Below are 21663 nucleotides of genomic sequence, written 5' to 3'. Positions count from 1 at the left end.
GTCGGTGTTCTCGACCCTGCTGTTCACGCAGATCGTGCTGTTCCTGGTGGGCGCGGCGCTGATGGTGGCGGTCGTGGGCGGCAACATGATGATCGCCCACCGGACCCGGCCCATGTTCGGGCCCGGCATGTTCGGCAGCCCCCAGGGCGCCGACCGCTACCGCATGGCCCTCGACCCGCACCGCCGGCTCGTCTTCCTGATCGGGATGGGCGTGCTGGCGCTGTTCACCGGCTCGTCGACGGCCGGGCAGTGGAAGACGTGGCTGCTGTTCGTGAACTCCACGCCGTTCGGGGCCAAGGACGCGCAGTTCGGCCTCGACGTGTCGTTCTTCATGTTCACCTATCCGTTCCTGCGGATGGTGCTCAACTTCCTGTTCACGGCCGTGATCCTGTCGATCCTGGCCGCGGCGGTCGTCCACTACCTGTACGGCGGCTTCCGCTTCCAGTCCCCCGGCGGACTGCACGCGACCCGGGCGGCCCGCGCCCACCTGTCGGTGCTGCTGGGCGTGTTCGTGCTGCTCAAGGCCCTGGCGTACCTGCTCGACCGCTACGAGCTGGTGTTCTCCACACGCGGCTTCGTCGACGGCGCCTCCTACACCGACGTCAACGCCGTGCTGCCCGCCAAGGGCATCCTGGCGGTCATCGCGCTGATCTGCGCCCTGATCTTCTTCGCCGGCGTCCTGCGCCCCGGCGGCATGTGGCCGGGCGTCGCGTTCGGCCTGCTGGTCCTGTCGGCCATCCTGATCGGCAGCGTCTACCCGGCGCTCGTCGAGCAGTTCCAGGTCCGGCCCAACCAGCAGGGCAAGGAGGCGACGTACATCAGCCGCAACATCGCCGCGACCCGTGAGGCGTACGGCGTGGCGGACGTGAAGGTCGTGCCGTACCAGGCGCAGGGCGCCCCCGACCAGGGCGAGGCGGCCAACGACACGACCGTCTCCGGGGTGCGCCTGCTCGACCCGGCGCTGGTCGCCAAGACCTTCCAGCAGGAGCAGCGGGTCAAGGGCTACTACGACTTCGCCGACTCCCTCGACGTCGACCGCTACAAGGCGGCCGACGGCTCGGTGAGCGACCACATCGTCGCCGTCCGCGAGCTGACCGGCCCCCAGTTCGACAACTGGATCAACCGCCACCTCGTCTACACCCACGGGTACGGCTTCGTCGCGGCCCCCGGCAACAAGGTCACCTCGCAGGGCCTGCCCGACTTCGACGCGAAGGACATGCCGGTGACCGGCCCGCTCGTGACGTCGGCCGGCCTCAAGGAGCCCCGCGTCTACTTCGGCGAGCGCGGCAGCGACTACGTCATCGCGCCGAGCGGCTCCAAGGAGCTCGACTACCCGGGCAACGACCGCACCGGCCAGGTGAACACCACCTACACGGGCAAGGGCGGCGTGCCCATCGGCGGCCTGCTCAACCGCCTGCTCTACGCCATCAAGTACGGCGAGAAGAACCTGCTGCTGTCGGGCGACATCAACAGCCAGTCGCGGATCCTGTACGACCGGAACCCGGCCGAGCGGGTGGCCAAGGTGGCGCCGTTCCTCACGCTCGACTCCGACCCCTACCCGGCCATCGTGGACGGCAAGATCGTCTGGATCATCGACGGGTACACCACGGCCGACGAGTACCCGTACTCGCAGAGCCGGAGCCTGTCGGACATGATCCGGGACACGGCGACCAACCCGAGCGCCATCACCCCGCAGCCGCGCGACCAGATCAACTACATCCGCAACTCGGTCAAGGCCACGGTCGACGCCTACGACGGCACGGTGACGCTCTACGAGTGGGACTCGGGCGACCCGGTGCTGAAGTCCTGGGAGAAGGCGTTCCCGGGCCTCGTGCAGCCGAAGGAGCGGATGAGCCCGCAGCTCCAGGAGCACCTCCGCTACCCGGAGGACCTGTTCAAGGTGCAGCGCGACATCCTGTCCAGCTACCACATCTCCGACGCCCCGTCCTTCTACGGCAACCAGGACTTCTGGAACGTCCCGGACGACCCGTCGGAGAAGAACATCAAGCAGCCGCCGTACTTCGTCTCGGTCAAGATGCCGGGAGCGGAGGCCGCGTCGTTCTCCCTCACCACGACGTTCGTGCCGCAGAAGGGGCCCGGCAACCTGGCCGCCTTCATGGCGGTCGACGCCACACCCGGCCCCGACTACGGCAAGCTGCAGCTCCTGCGCATGCCGGCGAGCACGACCATTCCCGGTCCCGGTCAGGTGCAGAACACGTTCACCAACCGGTTCTCCGGTGAGCTGAACATCCTGGGCCTCGGAAAGGCGCAGATCCTCTACGGCAACCTGCTGACGCTGCCGTTCGCCGGCGGCCTGGTCTACGTGGAGCCGGTCTACGTGCAGGCGCCCGCCGGAGCCGGGCAGGAGCCGTACCCGATCCTGCGCCGGGTGCTGGTGATGTTCGGCGACAAGGTGGGGTCGGCCGACACCCTCGACCAGGCGCTCGCCCAGGTCTTCGGCGGGGCGCAGCAGCCCCAGCAGCCGCCCCCCGGTCAGCCGCCGGCCGGTCAGCAGCCGCAGCAGCCGCCGGCGAACGCGAACTCGCTGGCCGCGGTGGCCCAGCGGGCCCAGCAGGCGTACGACGACGCCCAGAAGGCGCTGTCGGACAGCCCGCCGGACTGGGACGCGTACGGCAAGGCCCAGGCGGCGCTGAAGCAGGCGCTGGACGACCTGAGCCGGCTCCAGCAGCAGGGGGGCGCCACCCCGCCGGCCACTCCGCCGGCCACGGCGTCGCCGTCCCCGAGCGCGAGCCCCTCGGCGAGCCCGAGTCCGACGCCGAGCGGCTGACCTGCGCGGTCGTCGTTCCGGAGCCCCGCACCCCGCCCGGGTGCGGGGCTCCGGTTTGCCTCCCGCCGCCGGGACGGATAGTCTCGTAGAGCCGACGCGGGGTGGAGCAGCTCGGTAGCTCGCTGGGCTCATAACCCAGAGGTCGCAGGTTCAAATCCTGTCCCCGCTACTGATCGAAGGGCCCGGAGGATCGCCTCCGGGCCCTTCGTCGTTCCGGGCGGCGATTTGGCATCGCTCCGGGAAAGCGGGTAACATCAAGAAGTACGAAAACGACGCGGGGTGGAGCAGTTCGGTAGCTCGCTGGGCTCATAACCCAGAGGTCGCAGGTTCAAATCCTGTCCCCGCTACTGATCGAAGGGCCCGGAGGATCGCCTCCGGGCCCTTCGCGTTTCCCGGGGTGTATCGTCCCTGTTCAACGGCCGGTAACTCGCCTGAAACAAGGCATATGGGCCTTTGTCGTGATACGACAACAAATGCCGTACCGGTGTCGCAGGGGCACATTGAGCGGGGACGGCCCGGTGGTGAAGGCTCCCCGCATGCAGGCCCGCATCACACTGGACGACGTCGCCGCGCTCGCCCGCGGCTGTGCCGTGCTCGGAACCGGGGGCGGCGGCGACGTCCGCTCCGGCGCCATCGCCGCGCGCAGGGCGATCCGCGAGCGCGGAGATGTGCCCCTCGTCACCCTCGGCGACCTTCCCGACGACGCGCTCGTACTGCCGCTGTCCGGCATCGGCGCCCCGACGGTCAGCCACGAGATGATCCACGCCGAGGACGAGCCGGTCCGGATCAAGGAGGAGATCGAGCGGATCTTCGGCCGGGGCCCGGCGGCCGTCATGTCCTCCGAGATCGGCGGCGCCAACGGCGTGGCCCCGGTGGCCTGGGCCGCGCGGCTCGGCCTGCCGCTGCTCGACGCCGACGCGATGGGCCGGGCCTTCCCCGAGGTCCAGATGGTGTCCCTGTACGTGGCCGGCATCCCGGCCAACCTCGTAATCATGTCGGACGCCGTGGGCAACGTCGTCACGATCCGCCCGGTCGACGGCCTGTGGTCGGAGGCCATCGCGCGGGCCGTCTGCGTGGCCTCCGGGTCGAGCGCGCTCATGGCCGACTACGTGCTGACCGCCAAGGAGTGCGCCGGCGCGGTGATCGAGGGCACGGTCACCCGCGCCCTCGCGATCGGCCGGGCCACCGAGGGCGCCCAGGACCCGCTCGGGGCCCTGACCGCCGAGCTCGGCGCCGTACGGCTGCTCACCGGCAAGGTGACGGACCTGGAACGGCGGACGACCGGCGGCTTCGCCCGGGGCACGGTGACGATCGAGGGGACCGGCGACGACCGGGCCAGGACGCTGACGCTGGAGATCCAGAACGAGAACCTCGTGGCCGTGGAGGACGGCGTTGTGCGTGCGATGGTGCCCGATTTGATCACAGTTGTGGATACCCAGGCGGCGACGGCGATCCAGACCGAGGGGCTGCGCTACGGTCAGCGGGTGACCGTGCTCGCCTGGCCGTGCGATCCGCTGTGGCGCACGCCCAAGGGCCTGGAGACCGCCGGCCCGCGGGCCTTCGGCTACGACCTCGACTACCGTCCCGTCGAGACGATCGCGGGGCGGGCATGAGCGAGCGCGTCACCGGAGCGGCCGCGGCGGACGCGAGGCTGCGGATCGGCATCGACGTCGGCGGCACCAACACCGACGCCGTCGTCCTCGACGAGGCCGACCGGGTGGTGGCCAAGGCCAAGCGGCCGACCAGCCCGGACGTGACCGAGGGGCTGCGGGCCGCGCTCGACGCCGTCCTCGGCGAGCTGCCCGAGCCCGGCCTGGTCACCCGGGTGATGCTGGGCACGACCCACGCCACGAACGCCATCCTCGAACGGCGCTCCCTCGGCCGGGTGGCCGTGCTGCGGCTCGGCGCCCCGGCGACGACGTCCGTGCCGCCGCTCAGCGAGTGGCCGGAGGACCTGGCCAAGACGGTGTCGGCCGGGGCGGCCGTCGTCCGCGGCGGCCACTTCGTCGACGGCCGGACCATCGCCCCGCTCGACGAGGACGCCGTCCGGCGCTTCCTCGCCGCGACCCCCGCCGACGCGATCGCGGTCACCGGCGTCTTCAGCCCGGCCAGCGCCGACCAGGAGAACCGGGTCGCCGAGATCATCCAGGCCGAGCTGGGCGAGGTGCCGGTGAGCCTGAGCCACGAGATCGGCTCGCTCGGGCTGCTGGAGCGGGAGAACGCCGCCATCCTCAACGCGGCCCTGTACGGCGTGGCCCGCGACGTGACCGGCGCGCTGCAGGAGGCCCTGCGGGCGAGGGGCCTGCGGGTGGAGACGTTCTTCGCGCAGAACGACGGCACGCTGATGGCGGTCGACTACGCGGCGCGGTACCCCGTGCTCACGATCGGGTCGGGCCCGGCCAACTCCCTGCGCGGCGCGGCGTACCTGTCCGGCGTGAAGGACGCGATCGTGGCCGACGTGGGCGGCACCTCGACCGACCTCGGCGTGCTCGTCGGCGGGTTCCCCCGGGAGTCGGCCGCGGCCGTCGAGATCGGCGGCGTCACCACCAACTTCCGCATGCCCGACATCCTGTCCATCGCCCTGGGCGGCGGCACGATCGTCGGCGCGGAGCCGCGCTCGGTCGGCTACCGGATCGGGCGGGAGGCGCTCGTCTTCGGCGGCACGACCCCCACCATGACCGACGCCGCCGTCGCGGCCGGGCGGGGGTCGGTCGGCGCCCACCCGGTGCCCGCGGAGTGGCACGACCGGCTGGCCGCCGCCGTCCGGCGGGCCGACGACCTGGTGGCCGACGCGGTCGACCGGGTGGCGCTCGGCAAGGCCGACCTGCCGCTCGTCGCGGTCGGCGGCGGGGCGTTCCTGCTGGCGCCGCGGATCCCCGGAGCGCCCGAGGTGATCCGGCCGGAGCACGCGGAGGTGGCCAACGCCGTGGGGGCCGCCATCGCGCTCGCCAGCGGGCGGCTGGAAACGATCGTGCCCGCCGCCGGAGCGGGAAACGACAGGGCTACATTGATCGAAAAAGCTAAGGAGGAGGCGGCCGCCCGGGCCGTCGCCGCCGGGGCCGACCCCGCCTCGGTCGAGATCGTCGAGCTCAGCGAGATCCCGCTCAGCTACCTGCCTGAGCCCGCTGTGCGCCTGCACGTCAAGGCCGCCGGCCCCCTCGCCCGGTAGCCCGGTGAAAGGAAAGGAACCCCCTCACATGCGCTGGCACAAGCGTCTTCTCGCGGCGGGAGCCGTGGCCGCCGTGACCCTCACCGCCGCGGCCTGCGCCGGCGGGAAGGTCCGCGGCGCGGAAGGCACCCCCCAGCCGGGCGCGTCCCAGAGCGCGGCCGACGCGACGTTCGTCTACGTGCCCAACCTGGACGTCGTCACCGACTGGGACCCCGCGAGCTCGTATTCCAACGAGATCATCGCGATGGAGAACATCTACGAGTCGCTGACCCGGTACAACCCGCAGACGAAGAAGGCCGAGCCGCGGCTGGCCACCTCGTGGACGTCCTCGCCCGACGGCAAGAAGTGGACGTTCACCCTGCGGTCCGGCGCGACCTTCCACACCGGCAAGCCGGTCGACGCGGCCGCGGCGAAGGCGTCGATCGAGCGCACGATGAAGATCGGGCAGGGGGCGGCCTACATCTGGGGCGCGGTCGACAAGATCGAGGCGCCGAACCCCACCACGCTGGAGTTCACGCTCAAGTACCCGACCCCGCTCGACCTGATCGCCTCGGCGGGCTACGCGTCGTACATCTACGACACGACGGCCGAGTCCGGCGACCTGAAGAAGTGGTTCGGCGAGGGTCACGACGCCGGCTCCGGGCCGTACACGATCGACAGCTGGCAGAAGGGCCAGGAGACCGAGCTCACGCTGAAGGCGTACGACGGCTACTGGGGCGGCTGGAGCGGCCCGCACTACAAGAAGATCGCCTACCGGGTCACGCCCGAGCTCACCACCGCCTGGCAGCTGCTGCAGCGCGGCGAGGTGACGTTCGTGCAGCGGCTCAACGCCCAGCTGTTCGCGCAGGCCAGCTCCACGCCGGCCGTGCAGACGTCGCAGACGCCGTCGTTCCAGAACCTGCTCACGCTGTTCAACACCGTGAGCGGACCGCTCAAGGACGTGCGCCTGCGCCAGGCCGTGCAGAAGGCGATCGACTACGACGGCCTGGTGGCCGCGATGAAGGGCTCCGGCGTCGCGGCGAGCGGCCTGGTGCCGGAGGGCCTGCTCGGCTACTCCACCAGCCAGACCCCGAAGCAGGACCTCCCGGGCGCCGAGGCGCTGCTCAAGCAGGCGGGGTACGGCCCCGGCGGCAAGCGGCTCGACCTGACCCTGACGTACGCGCAGGGCGACAGCGACCAGGACCTGCTGGTGACGCTGCTCAGCTCGGCCCTCGACAAGCTGAACGTGAAGCTCACGGCCAAGCCGCTGCAGTGGACCACCCAGTGGGACCAGGGCAAGTCGAAGGACCCGTCCAAGCGGCAGGACATCTTCGTCATGTACTGGTACCCGGACTACGCCGACGCCTACTCGTGGTTCGTGAACGTGTTCCACAGCGCCGACCCGATCTCGTTCAACCTCTCGTACCTCAAGGACGCGGGGATCGACAAGGAGATCGACGAGCTCCCGGCGCTCACGGCTACCGACAAGACGGCCGCGGAGAAGGCGTACGGCGACCTGCAGAACCAGATCATCAACGAGAAGGCCGCGGTGGCGGTGCCGTACGTGCAGAACTACCAGCGGGCCTTCGCCAAGTCCGTCCAGGGGTACACCGACAACCCGGCCTACCCGAACGTCGTCTTCGTGTACGACCTCAAGCCCGGTGCCTGAGGAATGACGCGGTACCTGATCCGCCGGCTCGGCCAGGCCGCCCTGGTCGTGGCCGGCGTGGTCACCCTCACGTTCGTCATCATGCGGCTGGTCCCCGGCGACCCGGCCGTGGCGTACGCGGGACCCAGGGCGTCCCCGGCCGAACTGGCGGCGGCCCGCCGCCAGTTCGGCCTGGACGACCCGCTGCCGGTGCAGCTGTGGACCTACGTCCGCGACCTGCTCGGCGGGGACTGGGGGACGAGCCTGCACACCAGGCGGCCGGTGCGCGACGACCTGTTCCAGGCGTTCCCGGCCTCGCTCGAACTCGTCGGCGCGGCGCTCGTCGTCGCCGTCGTGGCAGGGATCCCGCTCGGGATCGCCGCCGCCCGCTACAAGGGCAGGCTGCCCGACCTGTCCATCCGGCTGTCGTCGATGCTGGCGGTGTCGGTGCCGGTGTTCTGGCTGGCCCTGGCCCTGCAGACGGTCTTCGCCAGCGGGCTCGGCTGGTTCCCCGTGGCGGGGGAGTACGACACGAACCTCGACCGCACCAGCCCCCTGCACGTCTACACCAACATCACCGCCGTGGACGCGCTGTTCACCGGCAACTGGCCGATCCTGGCGAGCACGCTGTCGCACCTCGTGCTGCCGGCCCTGGTGATCGCCGCCTATCCGGCCGGGGTGGTGGCCCAGATGACGAGGGCCGCCCTCATCGAGGAGTCGGCCCGCGACCACGCCCGGCTGGAGCGCGCCCTCGGCTTCGGGGAGACCGCCGTGCTCACCCGCTTCGCGCTGCGGCCGGCCCTCAATCCGGTGCTGTCGCTCGTCGCCCTCGTGTTCGCGTACTCGATCGTGAACGGCTTCCTCGTGGAGGCCGTCTTCAACTGGCCGGGCCTCGGCCGGTACGCCGCCGACTCGATCAGGTCGCTCGACACCCCCTCGATCGCCGGGGTGACGCTGCTCGTCGCCGTCCTCTACGTGGCGGCCAACCTCGCCGTGGACCTGCTCCAGGGCGTCGTCGACCCGAGGGTGAGGGCGCGATGACGGCCCCCGGAGGCGTCCTGCCCCTGCGCCGCACGCCGCTGCGCCGCCTCGCCGGGGTGGACCGGCTCGCGCTCGCCGGGGGCGTGCTGCTCGCGCTCGTCGTGCTCGCGGCGCTGCTCGCGCCGTGGATCGCGCCCTACCCGGACGATGGCGGCTCGGCCACCCACCCGCTGGAGGCGCTGGTCCCGCCGAGCGGCGCCCACTGGTTCGGCACCGACCAGGTCGGCCGCGACGTGCTCAGCCGCGTGCTGTTCGGCGCCCGCACGTCCCTGCTGATCGCCGTCGCGGTGCTCGTGATCTCCGGCGTGGCCGGCGTCGTGCTGGGCGTGGTCGCCGGGTACGCCGGCGGCTGGGTCCGCGACGTCATCATGCGGGTGACCGACGTGTTCCTGGCGTTCCCCGCGCTGCTGCTGTCGCTCGCGCTGGCCGTGGTGCTCCAGCCCAGCGTGACGACCGTGATCGTCGCCATCGCCGTGACCTGGTGGCCCTGGTACGCCCGGCTCACGGCCTCGGTGGCGGCCTCGGTGGCCACCCGGGGGTTCGTCGACTCGGCCCGCTGCCTGGGCGTGCCGGCCCCCGTCATCGTCTTCCGCCACGTGCTGCCGAACTCGCTCACCCCCGTGCTCGTCCAGTTGTCGCTCGACGGCGGCGGAGTCATCCTCACCGCCGCCGCCCTGTCGTACCTCGGGCTGGGAGCCCACGAGCCGACCTCCGAGTGGGGGCTGATGGTCCAGCAGGGCCAGTCGCTGTTCACCACCGACTGGTGGGTCGTGACGTTCCCCGGGCTGGCCATCCTGCTCACCGCGTTCGCGTTCAACGTGCTGGGCGAGGGGCTGAGGGCGAGGCTGGCGCGATGATCAAGATCAGGGACCTCGCGGTGCGGATCGGCGACCGGGTGATCGCGTCGGTCCCGGAGCTCGACGTGGCGCCCGGGGAGTGCGTGGCCGTCGTCGGCGAGAGCGGCTCGGGCAAGACCACCACCCTGCTCGCCACGCTCGGCCTCGTCCAGGGCGCACACGTCACCGGGACGATCACGGTCGGCGGCGTCGACGTTCTCACGGCCGGCCCCGCGCAGTTGCGGGCGATCCGCGGCTCACGGGCGGCGCTCGTCATGCAGAGCCCGCAGGCCGCCCTCAACCCCACGATGCGGCTCGGCACGCTGATGCGGCGCGCCCTCGCCCGGCACGGCGTCAAGGGGGCGGACGCCGGGGCCCGGGCCGAGGAGGCCGTCCGGGCCGTCCTGCTGGACCCGGAGATCCTGCGCCGCTACCCCCACCAGGTCTCCGGCGGCCAGGCTCAGCGGTTCGCGATCGCGCTGGCGCTCGCCCTCGGCGCCGAGGTCGTGCTGGCCGACGAGCCGACCAGCGCGCTCGACGTGACCGTGCAGGCCGAGGTGGTGGGCGTGCTTCGGCGGCTGCGCGACGAGCGCGGGCTCGCCGTCCTGCTCGTCTCCCACGACCTCGCGCTGGTGTCCACCATCGCCGACCGGGTGGTGGTGATGCGGGGCGGCGCGGTGGTCGAGAGCGGCGCCGCCGCGGAGCTCTTCTCCCGGCCGTCCGACGCCTACACGCGCGAGCTGATCGCCGCCGTCCCCCGGCTTCCCGGCGACCCAGGCGAGGAGGGGCCATGACCGGCCAGGAGGTGCTGGCCGCGGAGGGCGTGACCCTCGCGTACGGCCCGGCCGCGGTCGTCCACGACGTGACCCTGCCCGTGGACGAGGGCGGCGTCGGCCTCATCGGCGAGAGCGGCTCGGGCAAGACCACGCTGGCCCGCGGGCTGCTGGGCCTGCTGCGCCCCCGCTCCGGCGTCATCCGGTACGGCTCCCGCGACCTCGCCTCCCTCGACAGGAGGGGGCGGGCGGAGTTCCGCCGGGCCGTCCAGCCCGTCTTCCAGGACGGCAGCGAGGCCCTCGACCCCCGCATGACGGCCGAGGCGTCCATCGCGGAGGCGCTGACCACCCATCACCGCATGGGCCGCGACGAGCGGCGCGGGCGGGTCCGCGACCTGCTGGCCGCCGTCGGCCTGGACGCGGCGCTCGCCGGTCGGAGGCCGCACGAGATGTCCGGCGGGCAGCGGCAGCGGGTCGCGATCGCCCGCGCCCTCGCCGTCGAGCCGCGGCTGCTCGTGCTCGACGAGCCGACCAGCGCGCTCGACGTGACCGTGCAGGCCCGGATCCTCGACCTGCTGGAGGGCCTGGCGGACGAGCGCGGCCTGGGCTACCTGCTGATCACGCACAACCTCGGGGTGGTGGGCCGCCTGTGCCGCACCTCCCACGTCATGTTCGCCGGGCGGATCGTCGAGTCCGGCCCGACCCGGGCCCTGCTCACCCGGCCGGCCCACCCGTACACGCTGGCGCTGCGCGACGCGGTCCCGCGCCTGGGCGGCGAGCCGCCCCGGGCGTCCGGCCGCACCGAGGCGGCGCCCGCCGGGACCGGATGCCCCTTCCGGCTGCGCTGCCCGTTCGCGGCCGACCGCTGCCGCGAGGAGGCCCCGGCGCCGCGCGAGGTGGAGGGGCGTAACGTGGCCTGTCACCGCGCGGAGGAGGTGCTCACCGGCCTCGCCCCCGACGCCGTCCCCGTCCCCGGGGCGGCGCCGTCCCCGGGCACCGGCCCCCGCCAGGACGACCGAGGTGAGGCCCCCGATGCGCCACGTCAGTGACCTCCTGAGGACGCCCGCGGGCCGCCGGCTGACGCTCGTCGCCGGCCCCTGGGACGCCCGTCCCGTCGAGAGCGTCGTGCTCGTCGACGAGATGCGCGACCTGGAGACCGCCCCTCCCGGCGCGCTGGCGATCCTGTCGCGCCACGCCACGCAGGGTTGCGGGGTGCTCGACGCGCTGCGGGCCGCCGGACGCGGCGACCTCGCCGGGATCGTGCTGCCGGGGCCGTCCGGCACCTCGCCCGACATCGTGGAGGTCGCCCGCCGGGCCCGGGTGGCCCTGCTCGCCGGCGCCTCCGACCAGTCGCTGTCGGAGACCGTGCTCGGGCTCAGCGCCGCCGTACGGGCCGACCCCGGCCTGCTGCTGCGCCGCACCCGCGAGGCGATCGACGGGCTCGGCGCCATCGAGGGCGCGGGCGAGGACGACATCCTGCGCGCCGCGTCCGCGTCCATCGGGGTCGGGTACGGCGTGGCGGAGCTCGCGGACCCGGCGGCCAACGCCGCCGTCATCCGGGTGGACGGGCGGCCCGACGGCTACGTGCGCTGGGACGGCCAGGACCCGGCGGCCGCCATCGTCGGGCAGGTCGTCGCGACCACGCTCGGCCGGGTGCGGGCCGCCGCCAGGGCGGCCGAGCGTGCCCGGGAGGCCGCGCTGCTCGCCCTGCTGCGGGCGGGGACGAAGGACGTCCGGGCCGCCGCCCGCCGCGCCCGGCACGAGGGCGTGCCCGTGGACGGGTGGCACGTAGCGGTGTTCCTGCGCGGGCCCCTGCCGCCCGGGGGCGAGGCCGCGCTTCGCCAGGCCCGCCGGGCCGCCCTCCGGGCGTTCGACGGGGAGGATCTGGCCGCGCCGCCGCTCGTCGCCCCCTGGCAGGGCGGCCTGCTGGTGGTCCTCAGCACTGATGAGCGGGCCGAGGGCGTCCCCTCGGCCGACGGCTGGCCGCCCCTCGGCATCGGGATCGGCACCAGCCAGGGCGGCGCCGACGGGCTGCGCCGCACGGCGTCGCAGGCGCGGGCGGCGGCCGGCCGCGCCTCGGCGGGCCAGGTGGTGCGCTTCGACCGGCTGGGCGTCCACGCGATCCTCGCGGAGCTGACCGGCAGCGAGAGCGCCATCGTGGCGGCCCGCGACATGCTCGCCCCCCTCGACCGCCTGGGCGCGCTGTCGGCCCACGCGGTGCCCACGCTGAAGGCGTACCTCGACAGCTGGGGGTCGCGGACGCGGGCGGCGGAGCTGCTCAACCTGCACCCCAACGCGGTCGCCCACCGGATCCGGCGCATCGCCGAGGCCCTGGAGGCCGACCTGTCGGACCCGCAGACCCGCCTCGCGCTGCAACTGGCCTGCCACGTGGTGGCCGACCGCGACTGTCTCCCGGGCACAACAACGGCGATCACGTCGTCGTGAGGCCACATCGACGGGCCCCGCGCCGCGTCCTACGTTGCCAGGCATGACAACGGTCATCGGAGTGGACGTCGGCGGCACCTTCACCGACCTCGTCCTGCACGACGCCGCGACCGGCGAGATCAGGGTCGCCAAGCAGCCCACGACGCCGGCGGCGCCGGAGCTCGGGGTGCTGGCCGCCGTGGACGCGGCCGTGCCCGCCGGCCTGCTCGCGCGCTGCGCCCACTTCGTCCACGGCACCACGGTCGGCCTCAACGCGCTGCTGGAGAGCCGCGGGGCCGCCGTCGGCCTGATCACGACCCGGGGTTTCCGCGACGTCCTGGAGATCCGCCGGGGCGACCGCGACGACCCGTACGACCTGTTCTGGACCCCGCCGCCGCCGCTCGTGCCGAGGCGGCTGAGGGCGGAGGCGTCCGAGCGGGTGGCGGCCGACGGCTCGGTCGTCGGCGGGCTCGACGAGGACGACGTGCTCCGGGCGGCGCGGCTGTTCGCCGAGGAGGGCGTCGAGGCGGTCGCGATCGTCCTGGTCAACTCCTACGCCAACCCCGGCCACGAGCTGCGCGCCGCCGAGCTGCTGCGGGAGGCCGGGTTCACGGGCCCGGTGTCGCTGTCGCACGAGGTGTCGGGGGAGTACCGCGAGTACGAGCGCACGTGCACCACCGTCGTCGACGCCTTCGTCCGCCACCGGATGGGCCCCTACCTGCACAACCTCGACCGGGAGCTGCGTTCCCGCGGGTTCGCCGGCGACCTGCTGGTCACCCGTTCCGGCGGGGGCGCGCTGACGCTGGCCGAGGCGGCCGCGCGGCCGTTCGAGACGATCCTTTCCGGCCCGGTGGCCGGCGCCGCCGCCACCGCGCGGCTGGCGGCGACCCTGGGCCTCGGCACCGCCGTCGCCGCCGACGTGGGCGGCACGAGCTTCGACACGGCCCTGATCGAGGACGGCCGGCTGCCGCTGCTCTACCAGGGCGAGGTCGTGGGGCTGCCGCTGCAGAGCCCGTGGGTGGACGTCCGCTCCGTCGGCGCGGGCGGCGGCTCCATCGCGTACGCCGACTCCGGCGGCCTGCTGCGCGTCGGGCCGCGCAGCGCGGGCGCCGACCCCGGCCCCGCCTGCTACGGCCGCGGCGGCGCCGAGCCCACGGTCACCGACGCCGCCCTGCACCTCGGCATGATCCCGGCCGGGCACATCTCCGGCGGCATCGAGCTGTCGGCGGACGCCGCCGCCGACGCCCTCGCGCCGCTGGCCGCCCCGACCGGCATCGCGGACGCGGACGCCGTGGCCGAGGGCGTCGTCCGGATCGCGGCGGCCCACATGGCCCAGGCCGTCCGGGGCGTGACCGTCGAACGCGGCGTGGACGCCCGGGGCGCCGCCATCGTCGCCTTCGGCGGCGCCGGCCCGCTGTTCGGCTGCCTCATCGCCGACGAGCTCGACGTGGACACCGTCGTCGTGCCGCCCAACGCGGGCAACTTCTCGGCGGTCGGGCTGGTGCAGGCGGACGTCGTCCGCTCGGCCGCCCGCACGCTCGTCCGGCCCCTCGACGCGGACGCGCTCCCGGTGATCGAGGGACTGGCCGCCGCGCTGTTCGACCGCCTGGACGGTGCGGGAGCCGTACGGGAGGTGGACCTCGACCTGCGGCACCGGGGGCAGGAGCACACGCTCACCGTCCCCGTACGGCTGGAGGAGGACGACGTGGAGGCCATCGGGGCCCGCTTCTCCGCCGCCTACCACCGGGCCTTCGGCCACCGGCTGCCCGACCCGCTGGAGGTCGTCACCGTACGGGCGACGACCCGCGTGGTGCTCGACGCCGACCGCCCACTGGTGCCCGCGCCCCCCTCGGGAGAGGCCGCCGGGGGCGTCACCCGGCTCTGGTCGTTCCGCCGCCGCGCCTGGGCCGAGGCCCCGGTGCTGGCGCGCGAGGGCTTCACCGGTCCGGCCGAGGGGCCGCTGCTGGTGATCGAGCCGACAGCCACGACGTACGTGGACGCCGGGTTCGCCGTGGAGGCCCACGGCAGCGGCTGCCTCATGATCACACGGAAGGACCGCGGATGACCATCGTCCGGACCGTCTACACGGAGGCGAACCCGGGGCTGGCCGAGGGGGCCGACCCCGTCGTCACCGAGATCATCCGGCAGGGCCTCAACGCGGCCGCCGACCAGATGAAGCAGTCGCTGATCCGCACCGCCTTCTCGCCGATCATCTACGAGGCGCTCGACTTCGCCGTCGCCTTCTACGACGCCGACCTGTGCATGCTCGCCCAGGCCCCCACCCTGCCCGCGTTCATGGGGACGCTGGGCTTCTGCGTGCGGGAGGCCGTCGACGGCGTCGGCGGCCCCGCCGCCCTCGCCTCCGGCGACGTCATCCTCTACAACGACCCGTACGGCACCGGCTCGCACCCCCAGGACGCCGCGATGGTCGTGCCGATCTTCCACGAGGACGTGCTCGTCGGCTACTCGGCCATCAAGGCCCACTGGCTCGACATCGGCGGCAAGGACCCGTACTGCACCGACACGGTCGACGTGCACCAGGAGGGCACGATCTTCCCGGGCGTCAAGCTGTACGACGCCGGGCGCCTGGTGACCGACATCTACCGGATGATCCTGGCCAACAGCCGGATGCCGGAGATGGTCATCGGCGACATCAACGCCATGGTCGCGGGGGCCAGGACGGGCGCCGAGGCCCTCGGCGCCCTCGTCCGCCGCCACGGCCTGGACACCTTCCGCCGCTCGGTCGCCCGCATGTACGCGCACGGGGAGGCGCTGGTGCGCGCCTGGTTCGAGCGGCTGCCGGACGGCGTCTACACGGCCGACAGCGTGATCGACTCCGACGGCGTGAACCAGGAGCCGATCCCGTTCGGCGTGACGGTCACCGTGGACGGGTCGTCGGTGACCGTCGACCTCACCGACTGCCCCGACCAGGTCGGCGGGCCGGTCAACTGCCCGCTGCCGTCCACCGTGGCCGCCGTGCGGATCGCGGTCGCCTTCCTCGCCGGCGCGGGCGAGCAGCCCAACGAGGGCCACTTCCGCCCTCTCGAACTGGTCACCCGGCTCGGCTCGCTGTTCCATCCCGTACGGCCGGCCCCCTGCTTCATGTACGGCATCCCGTCCGACCACGCCATCGAGCTGATCATCCGGTCGCTCGCCGAGGCCGTCCCCGACTCGGTGCCAGCGGCGAGCGGCGGCGACATCAACGCCCTGGTGTGGTGGGGCACCCGGGAGGGCACCGGCGAGCCCTGGGCCGACGGCGCCCCCCACCCGGTGGGCCAGGGAGCCTCGCGGACGGCCGACGGCGCCAGCGCGCTCATGTACATCTCGGAGTCGGCCACCCGCTTCACCCCCGCCGAGGTGTGGGAGGCGCGCAACCCCTGGCGGATCGAGCGTCTGGCCCTGGCCGCCGACTCGGGCGGCCCCGGGCGCTTCCGCGGCGGCCTCGGGCTCGACCTGTCCTTCCGGGTGCTGGAGGACCAGTACCTGACGTCCGGCCTCGCCCGGACCGCGCTCGCGCCCTGGGGCCTCGAGGGCGGCCTGCCGGGACGGCCCAACCGGCTCACGGTCGAGTACCCCGACGGCCGGACCGTGGACTTCTCGCTGAAGACGCGGGTCTTCCTGCCCAGGGGCGCGGTCGTGCACCTGCGCACCGGCTCAGGCGGCGGGTACGGCCCGCCCTCCGAGCGCGACCCCGAGGCCGTGCGGGCGGACCTGCGGGAGGGCTACATCACCCCCGAGCACGCGCGGCGGCACTACCCCCACGCGTTCTGACGGCGGCTACAGCGCCCGCAGGCCCGAGATCACCTCGGTGAGGATGCTGGCGCTGGGCAGCTGCGACACGTTGGCGGGCGGGCGCACCTGGACGAGTCCCTGCTCGTGCAGGTCGCCCACCAGGACGCGGACGACGCCGAGGGGCAGGTCGATCGCCGCGGCGATGTCGGCCAGGGGGGTCGCCCGGGCGCACAGGCTGAGGATCATCCACTGCTCGGGACCGAGGCTGACCGGGGTCGGGCCGCCGGTGGCGGTCACGATGGCCACCAGGTCGATGGCCTTGTTCGAGGGCCGGACACGACCCTTGGTCAGCGCGTACGCCGGGACGACCGGTCCGGCGTCGTCATCCAGCCACTGGTCCTGGATCCGGTCGGTCACGACTCCTCCTCGCCCGGCCGCTCGGTGTTCTGGCTCCCCCGGTTGAGGGAGGCGAGGATGATGTCCTCAGGGGTGACCTCCTCCTCCGCCAGGCGGGCGAGGTCCGGGTCCTTCGGGTAGACCATGAGCACGGATGGGATCAGCACGATGGCGGTCGTTCCTCCGTAGGGCGAGGGGCGCAGCGTGACCCTGATCTCCCGCCGCGCGGCGAGCCGGGCGACGACGAACAGGCCCATGCGGTCGGTGTCCGCGATGTCGAACTCGGGCGGGTTGGTCAGCCGCTCGTTGAGCTCGGCCAGCCGGTCGGCCGCCATGCCGAGCCCGCGGTCCTCGATCTCCACGACGAAGCCGTTCCCGACCAGCTCCCCGCGGACCGACACCGCGGTGTGCGGGGGCGAGTAGATGGTGGCGTTCTCGATCAGCTCGGCGATGAGGTGGATCACGTCGGCGACGGCGGCGCCGTCGAGGCCGTGCTCCTCCATCGGCAGCACGTTCACCCGGGCGTAGTCCTCGACCTCCGCGGCCGCCCCGCGCACCACGTCGTACATCGGGACCGGCTTGCGCCAGGCCCGGCCGGGCGCCGCGCCGGACAGGATGATCAGGCCCTCCGCGTGACGCCGCATGCGGGTGGTCAGGTGGTCGAGGCGGAACAGCTCCTCCAGCACGTCCGGCTCGGTCGTGTGCCGCTGCATGTTGTGCAGCTGGGTCCGCTGCCGGTGGAGCAGCGTCTGGCTGCGCCGCGCGAGGTTGAGGAAGACCTGGCTGACGCCCCGCTGGAGGCGCGCCTGGCCGATCGCGGCCTCGACCGCCGTCTGCTGGACCGTCGAGAAGGCCACCCCGACGTCCTCGATCTCCGCGGTGCCACCGAGGATCCCGATCGGGGGCGCCTCGGTCGCCACGTCGACGTCGTCGCCCTTCTTGAGCTTCTCCAGGACCCCGGGCAGCCGTACGTTCGCGAGGTCGAGCGCGGCCTGCCGCAGGCCCGCCAGCTCGCGGGCGAGCCGGGAGCCGAACCGCAGGGAGATCAGGATCGAGGCGACGACCGCGAGGAGACCGGCGCCGCCGGCGAGCACCGCCCGCATGAGGATCGAGTCGGCGATCGGCGCGGCGCGCTCGGCGAGCAGCGCGCCCGCCTCGCTCTGGGCCTTCTGGAACGACTCGGCCAGGTCGTCGGAGGTGGACTGCCAGGTGCGCTGGGTGCGCGGCGAGATCCGCTCACCGGCGATGATCTTCTCTTCCTGCAGCCGCAGCCGCTGGTAGAGCGGCGTCGTGATGAGGTTCACGTGCAGCTGCCGCAGGCTCGCGTCGAGCTCGGGGAGCGCCTGGTCGATGAGGAAGCGCCGGTTGCCGACGAGCTGGGTGAAGAGCTTGCGCTCCTCCTCGGTCATCCCGCCCGACGCGGAGGAGGCGGCCTCCAGGGCCTGCTCCCGCGTCAGCAGCTCCTTGGCGTACCCGAGGGAGATCACGACGCGCGACTGCTGGTAGATCGGGATGTCGTCGATCAGCGCCAGGCTGTAGTGCATCCGGTAGATCGAGTCGCTGACGAGGTTGTACGTCTCGATGGCGCGCAGGCGGTTGGACAGGCCCTCGTCGATCTCCGCCCGGATCTCGTCGATCTGGGTGAGCCCGGCGAGCATCTCGTCGACCTGGGACCGCATCGCGGGGGTCGTCGCCGCCCGGGACGAGTCCGACAGGGCGAGCTTCCTGACGTTGTCGCGGGCGGCGTTGGTCCGCTGCCGCTGCGCGTTCATCTCCGACTGGTCGCCGTGGTCCTGCGAGCCGAGGTACTGCGCCGACGCCAGCCGCTCTCGCTGGAGCTCCACGATCAACCCGTCGGCGGGCTGGCGCAGCGTCGACCACAGCGTGTTGTACGTCCGGAGGTGGAGGCTGTCCCCGATCGTCACGCCCGCGGTGACCACCCAGAGCCCGATGAGGGAGAAGAGCGGCACAAGGAGCAGGCCGATGAGCCTGTACCTGATCGGCCGTCCGCGCCTTCGGGGACCCATGGCAACCCTCGTCCCAGGAAGCCGTTGCTTCCCGCAAAGCTCTTATGAGACAGGATCAGAGGTTAGCAGCGCAGTGGGGCGAGAAGAGAGTTCTGAGATCAGATATCAGGAAATATCACGTCGATTCGTGATCTTGCAGTAGCTTCGATCATGGTAGTTCATGGGTGAAAGGAACCCCCCTCCGCATGCGCCGTATCCTCATCCTGGGAGTCGTGGCCGTGCTGGCCCTCGCCGGCTGCGGGGGCGGGGAGGTCCGCGACACGTCGGCGGCGAGCCTGCCGACGACGAAGGACGCCACCTTCGTCTACCTGGACAACCTCGACATCGTCACCGACTGGGACCCCGCGACCTCGTACTCCAACGAGATCGTGGCGATGCAGAACATCTACGACTCGCTGACGGTCTACAACCCGAACACCCGCCGCGCGGGCCCCCGCCTGGCCGAGCGCTGGCAGACGTCGCCGGACGGCAGGACGTGGACGTTCACCCTGCGCAACGGGCTGTTCTTCCACACGGGACGGCCGGTCGACGCGGCGGCCGTGAAGGCGTCCATAGAGCGGACCCGCCGGCTCGGGCAGGGCGCGGCCTACATATGGGACGCCGTCCAGCAGATCACGGTCAAGGACCCGCTCACCGTCGAGTTCCGGCTGAAGTACCCGGCGCCACTCGACCTCATCGCCTCGGCCGACTACGCCGCCTACATCTACGACACCCAGGCGGCCGGGTCGGGCGACCTCGGCAAGTGGTTCCAGCAGGGCAAGGACGCGGGCTCGGGGCCGTACACGGTCGCGAGCTGGCAGAAGGGCCGCGAGAAGGAACTGGTGCTGCGGGCCTTCGACAAGTACTGGGGCGGCTGGGAGGGGCCGCACTACCGCAACGTCGAGTACCGCGTGACGCCCGACCTCAACACGTCGTGGCAGCTTCTCCTGCGCGGAGAGGCGAGCTTCGTGGAGCGGCTCAACCCCGCGCTGTTCCAGAAGGCCAAGGCCACCGCCGGGGTGCGGACCCTGCAGGTGCCGTCGTTCCAGAACATGCTCGTGCTGTTCAACACCGCCTCCGGGCCTCTCGCCGACATCCGGCTGCGCAGGGCGGTCCAGAAGGCCATCGACTACAACGGCGTCATCGCCGCGCTCAAGGGCGCCGGGACCCAGGCCGCCGGGCTCGTGCCCGAGGGACTGCTCGGCCACACCCCGGCCCTCAAGCCCCAGCAGGACCTCGCCGGCGCCGCCGACCTGCTCCACCAGGCCGGGTACGGCCCGGGCGGCCGGCAACTGGAGCTCACGCTGACGTACGCCCAGGGGGACGACGACGAGCAGGTGCTCGTCACCGTCCTCAGCAGCACGCTGGCCCAGCTCAACATCAAGGTCGACGCCAGGGCCATGCAGTGGAACGCCCAGTGGAACCAGGGCAAGGCCGCCGACCCGGCCAAGCGCCAGGACATCTTCGTCATGTACTGGTGGCCCGACTACGCCGACGCGTACTCCTGGTTCCTCAACGTCTTCCACAGTGCGACGCCGGTGTCCTTCAACCTCACATACCTGCGGGACCGGGACGTCGACGCTCAGATCGACCGGCTGCCGTCACTGCTCGCCACCGACCGGGGCGCGGCGGAGAAGGCCTACGCCGACCTCCAGCGGACGCTCATCGAGAAGGAGGCGGTGGTCGCCGTGCCGTGGGTGCTGAACTACCAGCGGGCCTACCTTGGCAACGTCCAGGGCTTCACCGACAACCCGGCCTACCCGAACGTCGTCTTCGTCCACGAGCTGATCCCCAGCGGCTGAGCCGAGGTCAGCCCCGCAGCGTGCGGCTGACGCCGCCGCACCGGGGGCCGCGGACCGCCTTACGGGACGACTGCCGCGGGGCCGGCTCGTCGAGGCAGGCCAGCAGCCGCTGCGCGGTCGCGGCGTCCGCGAGGATCCGCTGGACCTGCTCGCCCGAGGGGAGCTGGCCGTGCTTGTCGAGCTCGTGCCGGAGGAAGGTCGTGGGCACCGGATCTCCGGCGTCCTCGGCGGCCACGGTGGCGCGGGCGGCGGTGAGGAGCCCGAGGTAGTGGGTGCGCAGGGCCACCTCGCGCATCCGTACCTGCTCCAGGTCGTCGAGCAGCTCCCGCGCGAGCTGCAGCAGGTCGCCCGGGCGACCTGCCTCGGCCGCGATGTGTGCGCGGATGTCGTCGAACTCCGACCGCGTCATGATGGCCACCTCCAGCGCGGGGAGTCCGGGCGGCCGGGATGGCGCCGGGCGGAGACTCCCGCATCGTGTTCGTAACGTGAGGCGATTGCGGACGGGTTGACGTTCGGTTGCGCGGGGAGGCGGATCCCCCGAAGGGGCGCCCCTGACATGGGCGGGGCCGCCGTCACCGAGGTGTCGACAACCATGTCCCGATCCCTCCCCGATCCTCCGCGCGTCGCCGGCGTGATCGCCGCAGCGCTACTTAGATGCCTGAGAGCCGGATCTGGTTGTCCCTACCCGCTCGTACGTTTTGGGCGAGTGGTGCTGGAAGGGGACGGGCCGGCGGCCCAGGTCGTCCGGGTCTTCTGCGACGCCAGGGCTGACCTGGGGGAATAGGCCATACCGTGGGGACGTTGTTCAGAGGTTGGGTCTGGTGGTGTTCCAGGCCTGGTAATCTTGTGTTGTCGGCGCGGTCCGGCGCCCCTCTCCTCGATCATCTCGGTGGTTGTGTGATGGGTGTCGCCGGGTTGGTGTGCCGGCGCTCCCCTCTGGTTTGACTGGTTGTGGCTGCCGGGTTGTGTTGGTGGCCGCGGTCGGGTAAGTTAGAGGGGTTGCCCCGGAAACGGGGTGTCTAATTCCTGCAGGTTTGCGGGATTGGTTTCAAGTCTTCTCCGAATCGGG

The 21663-nt window shown here is 72.6% G+C and carries 15 protein-coding genes and 2 tRNA genes; 14 read left to right on the top strand and 3 right to left on the bottom strand.

The genetic code is table 11. The features are described from left to right. From MPTA5024_RS34545 to MPTA5024_RS34485, 13 genes are all read left to right on the top strand, one after another. Nucleotides 1-2788 (top strand): UPF0182 family membrane protein (locus MPTA5024_RS34545; protein ID WP_036332204.1); only part of this gene is annotated, 2788 nt, incomplete at its 5' end. Nucleotides 2789-2883: 95 nt separating this feature from the next. After that, nucleotides 2884-2957, top strand: a tRNA-Met gene (locus MPTA5024_RS34540). Between the two features lie 104 nt (nucleotides 2958-3061). Further along, a tRNA-Met gene (locus MPTA5024_RS34535) sits at nucleotides 3062-3135 on the top strand. 171 nt (nucleotides 3136-3306) lie between these two features. Further along, nucleotides 3307-4401, top strand: a complete 1095-nt coding sequence (locus tag MPTA5024_RS34530; protein WP_232326771.1) for a DUF917 domain-containing protein — start codon at nucleotides 3307-3309, stop codon at nucleotides 4399-4401. Further along, entirely contained in the window at nucleotides 4398-5957 is a 1560-nt protein-coding gene (locus tag MPTA5024_RS34525; RefSeq protein ID WP_051459047.1) for a hydantoinase/oxoprolinase N-terminal domain-containing protein, read from the top strand. Before MPTA5024_RS34530 ends, MPTA5024_RS34525 begins: the two co-directional genes overlap by 4 nt. 28 nt (nucleotides 5958-5985) lie before the next feature. Beyond that, the gene (locus MPTA5024_RS34520; protein WP_036332202.1) at nucleotides 5986-7605 is read left to right on the top strand and encodes an ABC transporter substrate-binding protein; all 1620 of its coding nucleotides are present in this window, start codon (nucleotides 5986-5988) and stop codon (nucleotides 7603-7605) included. Between the two features lie 3 nt (nucleotides 7606-7608). Continuing rightward, a complete protein-coding gene (locus tag MPTA5024_RS34515) occupies nucleotides 7609-8625 on the top strand; it encodes an ABC transporter permease (protein WP_036332201.1) in 1017 nt (338 codons plus the stop codon). Further along, nucleotides 8622-9482, top strand: a complete 861-nt coding sequence (locus tag MPTA5024_RS34510; RefSeq protein ID WP_036332200.1) for an ABC transporter permease — start codon at nucleotides 8622-8624, stop codon at nucleotides 9480-9482. Before MPTA5024_RS34515 ends, MPTA5024_RS34510 begins: the two co-directional genes overlap by 4 nt. After that, nucleotides 9479-10255 (top strand): ATP-binding cassette domain-containing protein, encoded by a 777-nt coding sequence (locus MPTA5024_RS34505; RefSeq protein ID WP_036332199.1) that lies wholly within the window; start codon nucleotides 9479-9481, stop codon nucleotides 10253-10255. Before MPTA5024_RS34510 ends, MPTA5024_RS34505 begins: the two co-directional genes overlap by 4 nt. Beyond that, nucleotides 10252-11283, top strand: coding sequence for an ABC transporter ATP-binding protein (locus MPTA5024_RS34500; protein WP_084370243.1), 1032 nt, complete (start codon nucleotides 10252-10254; stop codon nucleotides 11281-11283). The genes MPTA5024_RS34505 and MPTA5024_RS34500 overlap by 4 nt, the downstream gene beginning before the upstream one ends. After that, nucleotides 11267-12679, top strand: a complete 1413-nt coding sequence (locus MPTA5024_RS34495) for a helix-turn-helix domain-containing protein (protein WP_036332198.1) — start codon at nucleotides 11267-11269, stop codon at nucleotides 12677-12679. Before MPTA5024_RS34500 ends, MPTA5024_RS34495 begins: the two co-directional genes overlap by 17 nt. A 43-nt stretch (nucleotides 12680-12722) precedes the next feature. Further along, entirely contained in the window at nucleotides 12723-14723 is a 2001-nt protein-coding gene (locus MPTA5024_RS34490; RefSeq protein WP_036332197.1) for a hydantoinase/oxoprolinase family protein, read from the top strand. Then, entirely contained in the window at nucleotides 14720-16429 is a 1710-nt protein-coding gene (locus MPTA5024_RS34485) for a hydantoinase B/oxoprolinase family protein (RefSeq protein ID WP_051459046.1), read from the top strand. The genes MPTA5024_RS34490 and MPTA5024_RS34485 overlap by 4 nt, the downstream gene beginning before the upstream one ends. A 6-nt stretch (nucleotides 16430-16435) precedes the next feature. Here the strand turns inward: MPTA5024_RS34485 and MPTA5024_RS34480 are convergent, their stop codons facing one another. Next, nucleotides 16436-16807 carry a DUF742 domain-containing protein gene (locus MPTA5024_RS34480; RefSeq protein ID WP_036332196.1) on the bottom strand — a complete coding sequence of 124 codons (372 nt, stop codon included), beginning with the start codon at nucleotides 16805-16807 and terminating at the stop codon, nucleotides 16436-16438. After that, nucleotides 16804-18813, bottom strand: coding sequence for a sensor histidine kinase (locus tag MPTA5024_RS34475; protein WP_036332195.1), 2010 nt, complete (start codon nucleotides 18811-18813; stop codon nucleotides 16804-16806). The genes MPTA5024_RS34480 and MPTA5024_RS34475 overlap by 4 nt, the downstream gene beginning before the upstream one ends. A gap of 185 nt (nucleotides 18814-18998) precedes the next feature. Here MPTA5024_RS34475 and MPTA5024_RS34470 point away from each other — a divergent pair, with 185 nt between their 5' ends. Further along, the gene (locus MPTA5024_RS34470; RefSeq protein ID WP_036332194.1) at nucleotides 18999-20594 is read left to right on the top strand and encodes an ABC transporter substrate-binding protein; all 1596 of its coding nucleotides are present in this window, start codon (nucleotides 18999-19001) and stop codon (nucleotides 20592-20594) included. 7 nt (nucleotides 20595-20601) lie between these two features. On the opposite strand, the gene MPTA5024_RS34465 is transcribed toward MPTA5024_RS34470, so the two are convergent. Next, nucleotides 20602-21003 carry a hypothetical protein gene (locus tag MPTA5024_RS34465; RefSeq protein ID WP_036332793.1) on the bottom strand — a complete coding sequence of 134 codons (402 nt, stop codon included), beginning with the start codon at nucleotides 21001-21003 and terminating at the stop codon, nucleotides 20602-20604. Nucleotides 21004-21663: the final 660 nt, after the last annotated feature.

This window comes from Microbispora sp. ATCC PTA-5024 (genome assembly GCF_000511135.2).
GTDB lineage: Bacteria > Actinomycetota > Actinomycetes > Streptosporangiales > Streptosporangiaceae > Microbispora > Microbispora corallina.
The sequence above is the reverse complement of the archived record's forward strand: the minus strand, read 5'-3'. Positions and strand labels throughout refer to the sequence as shown.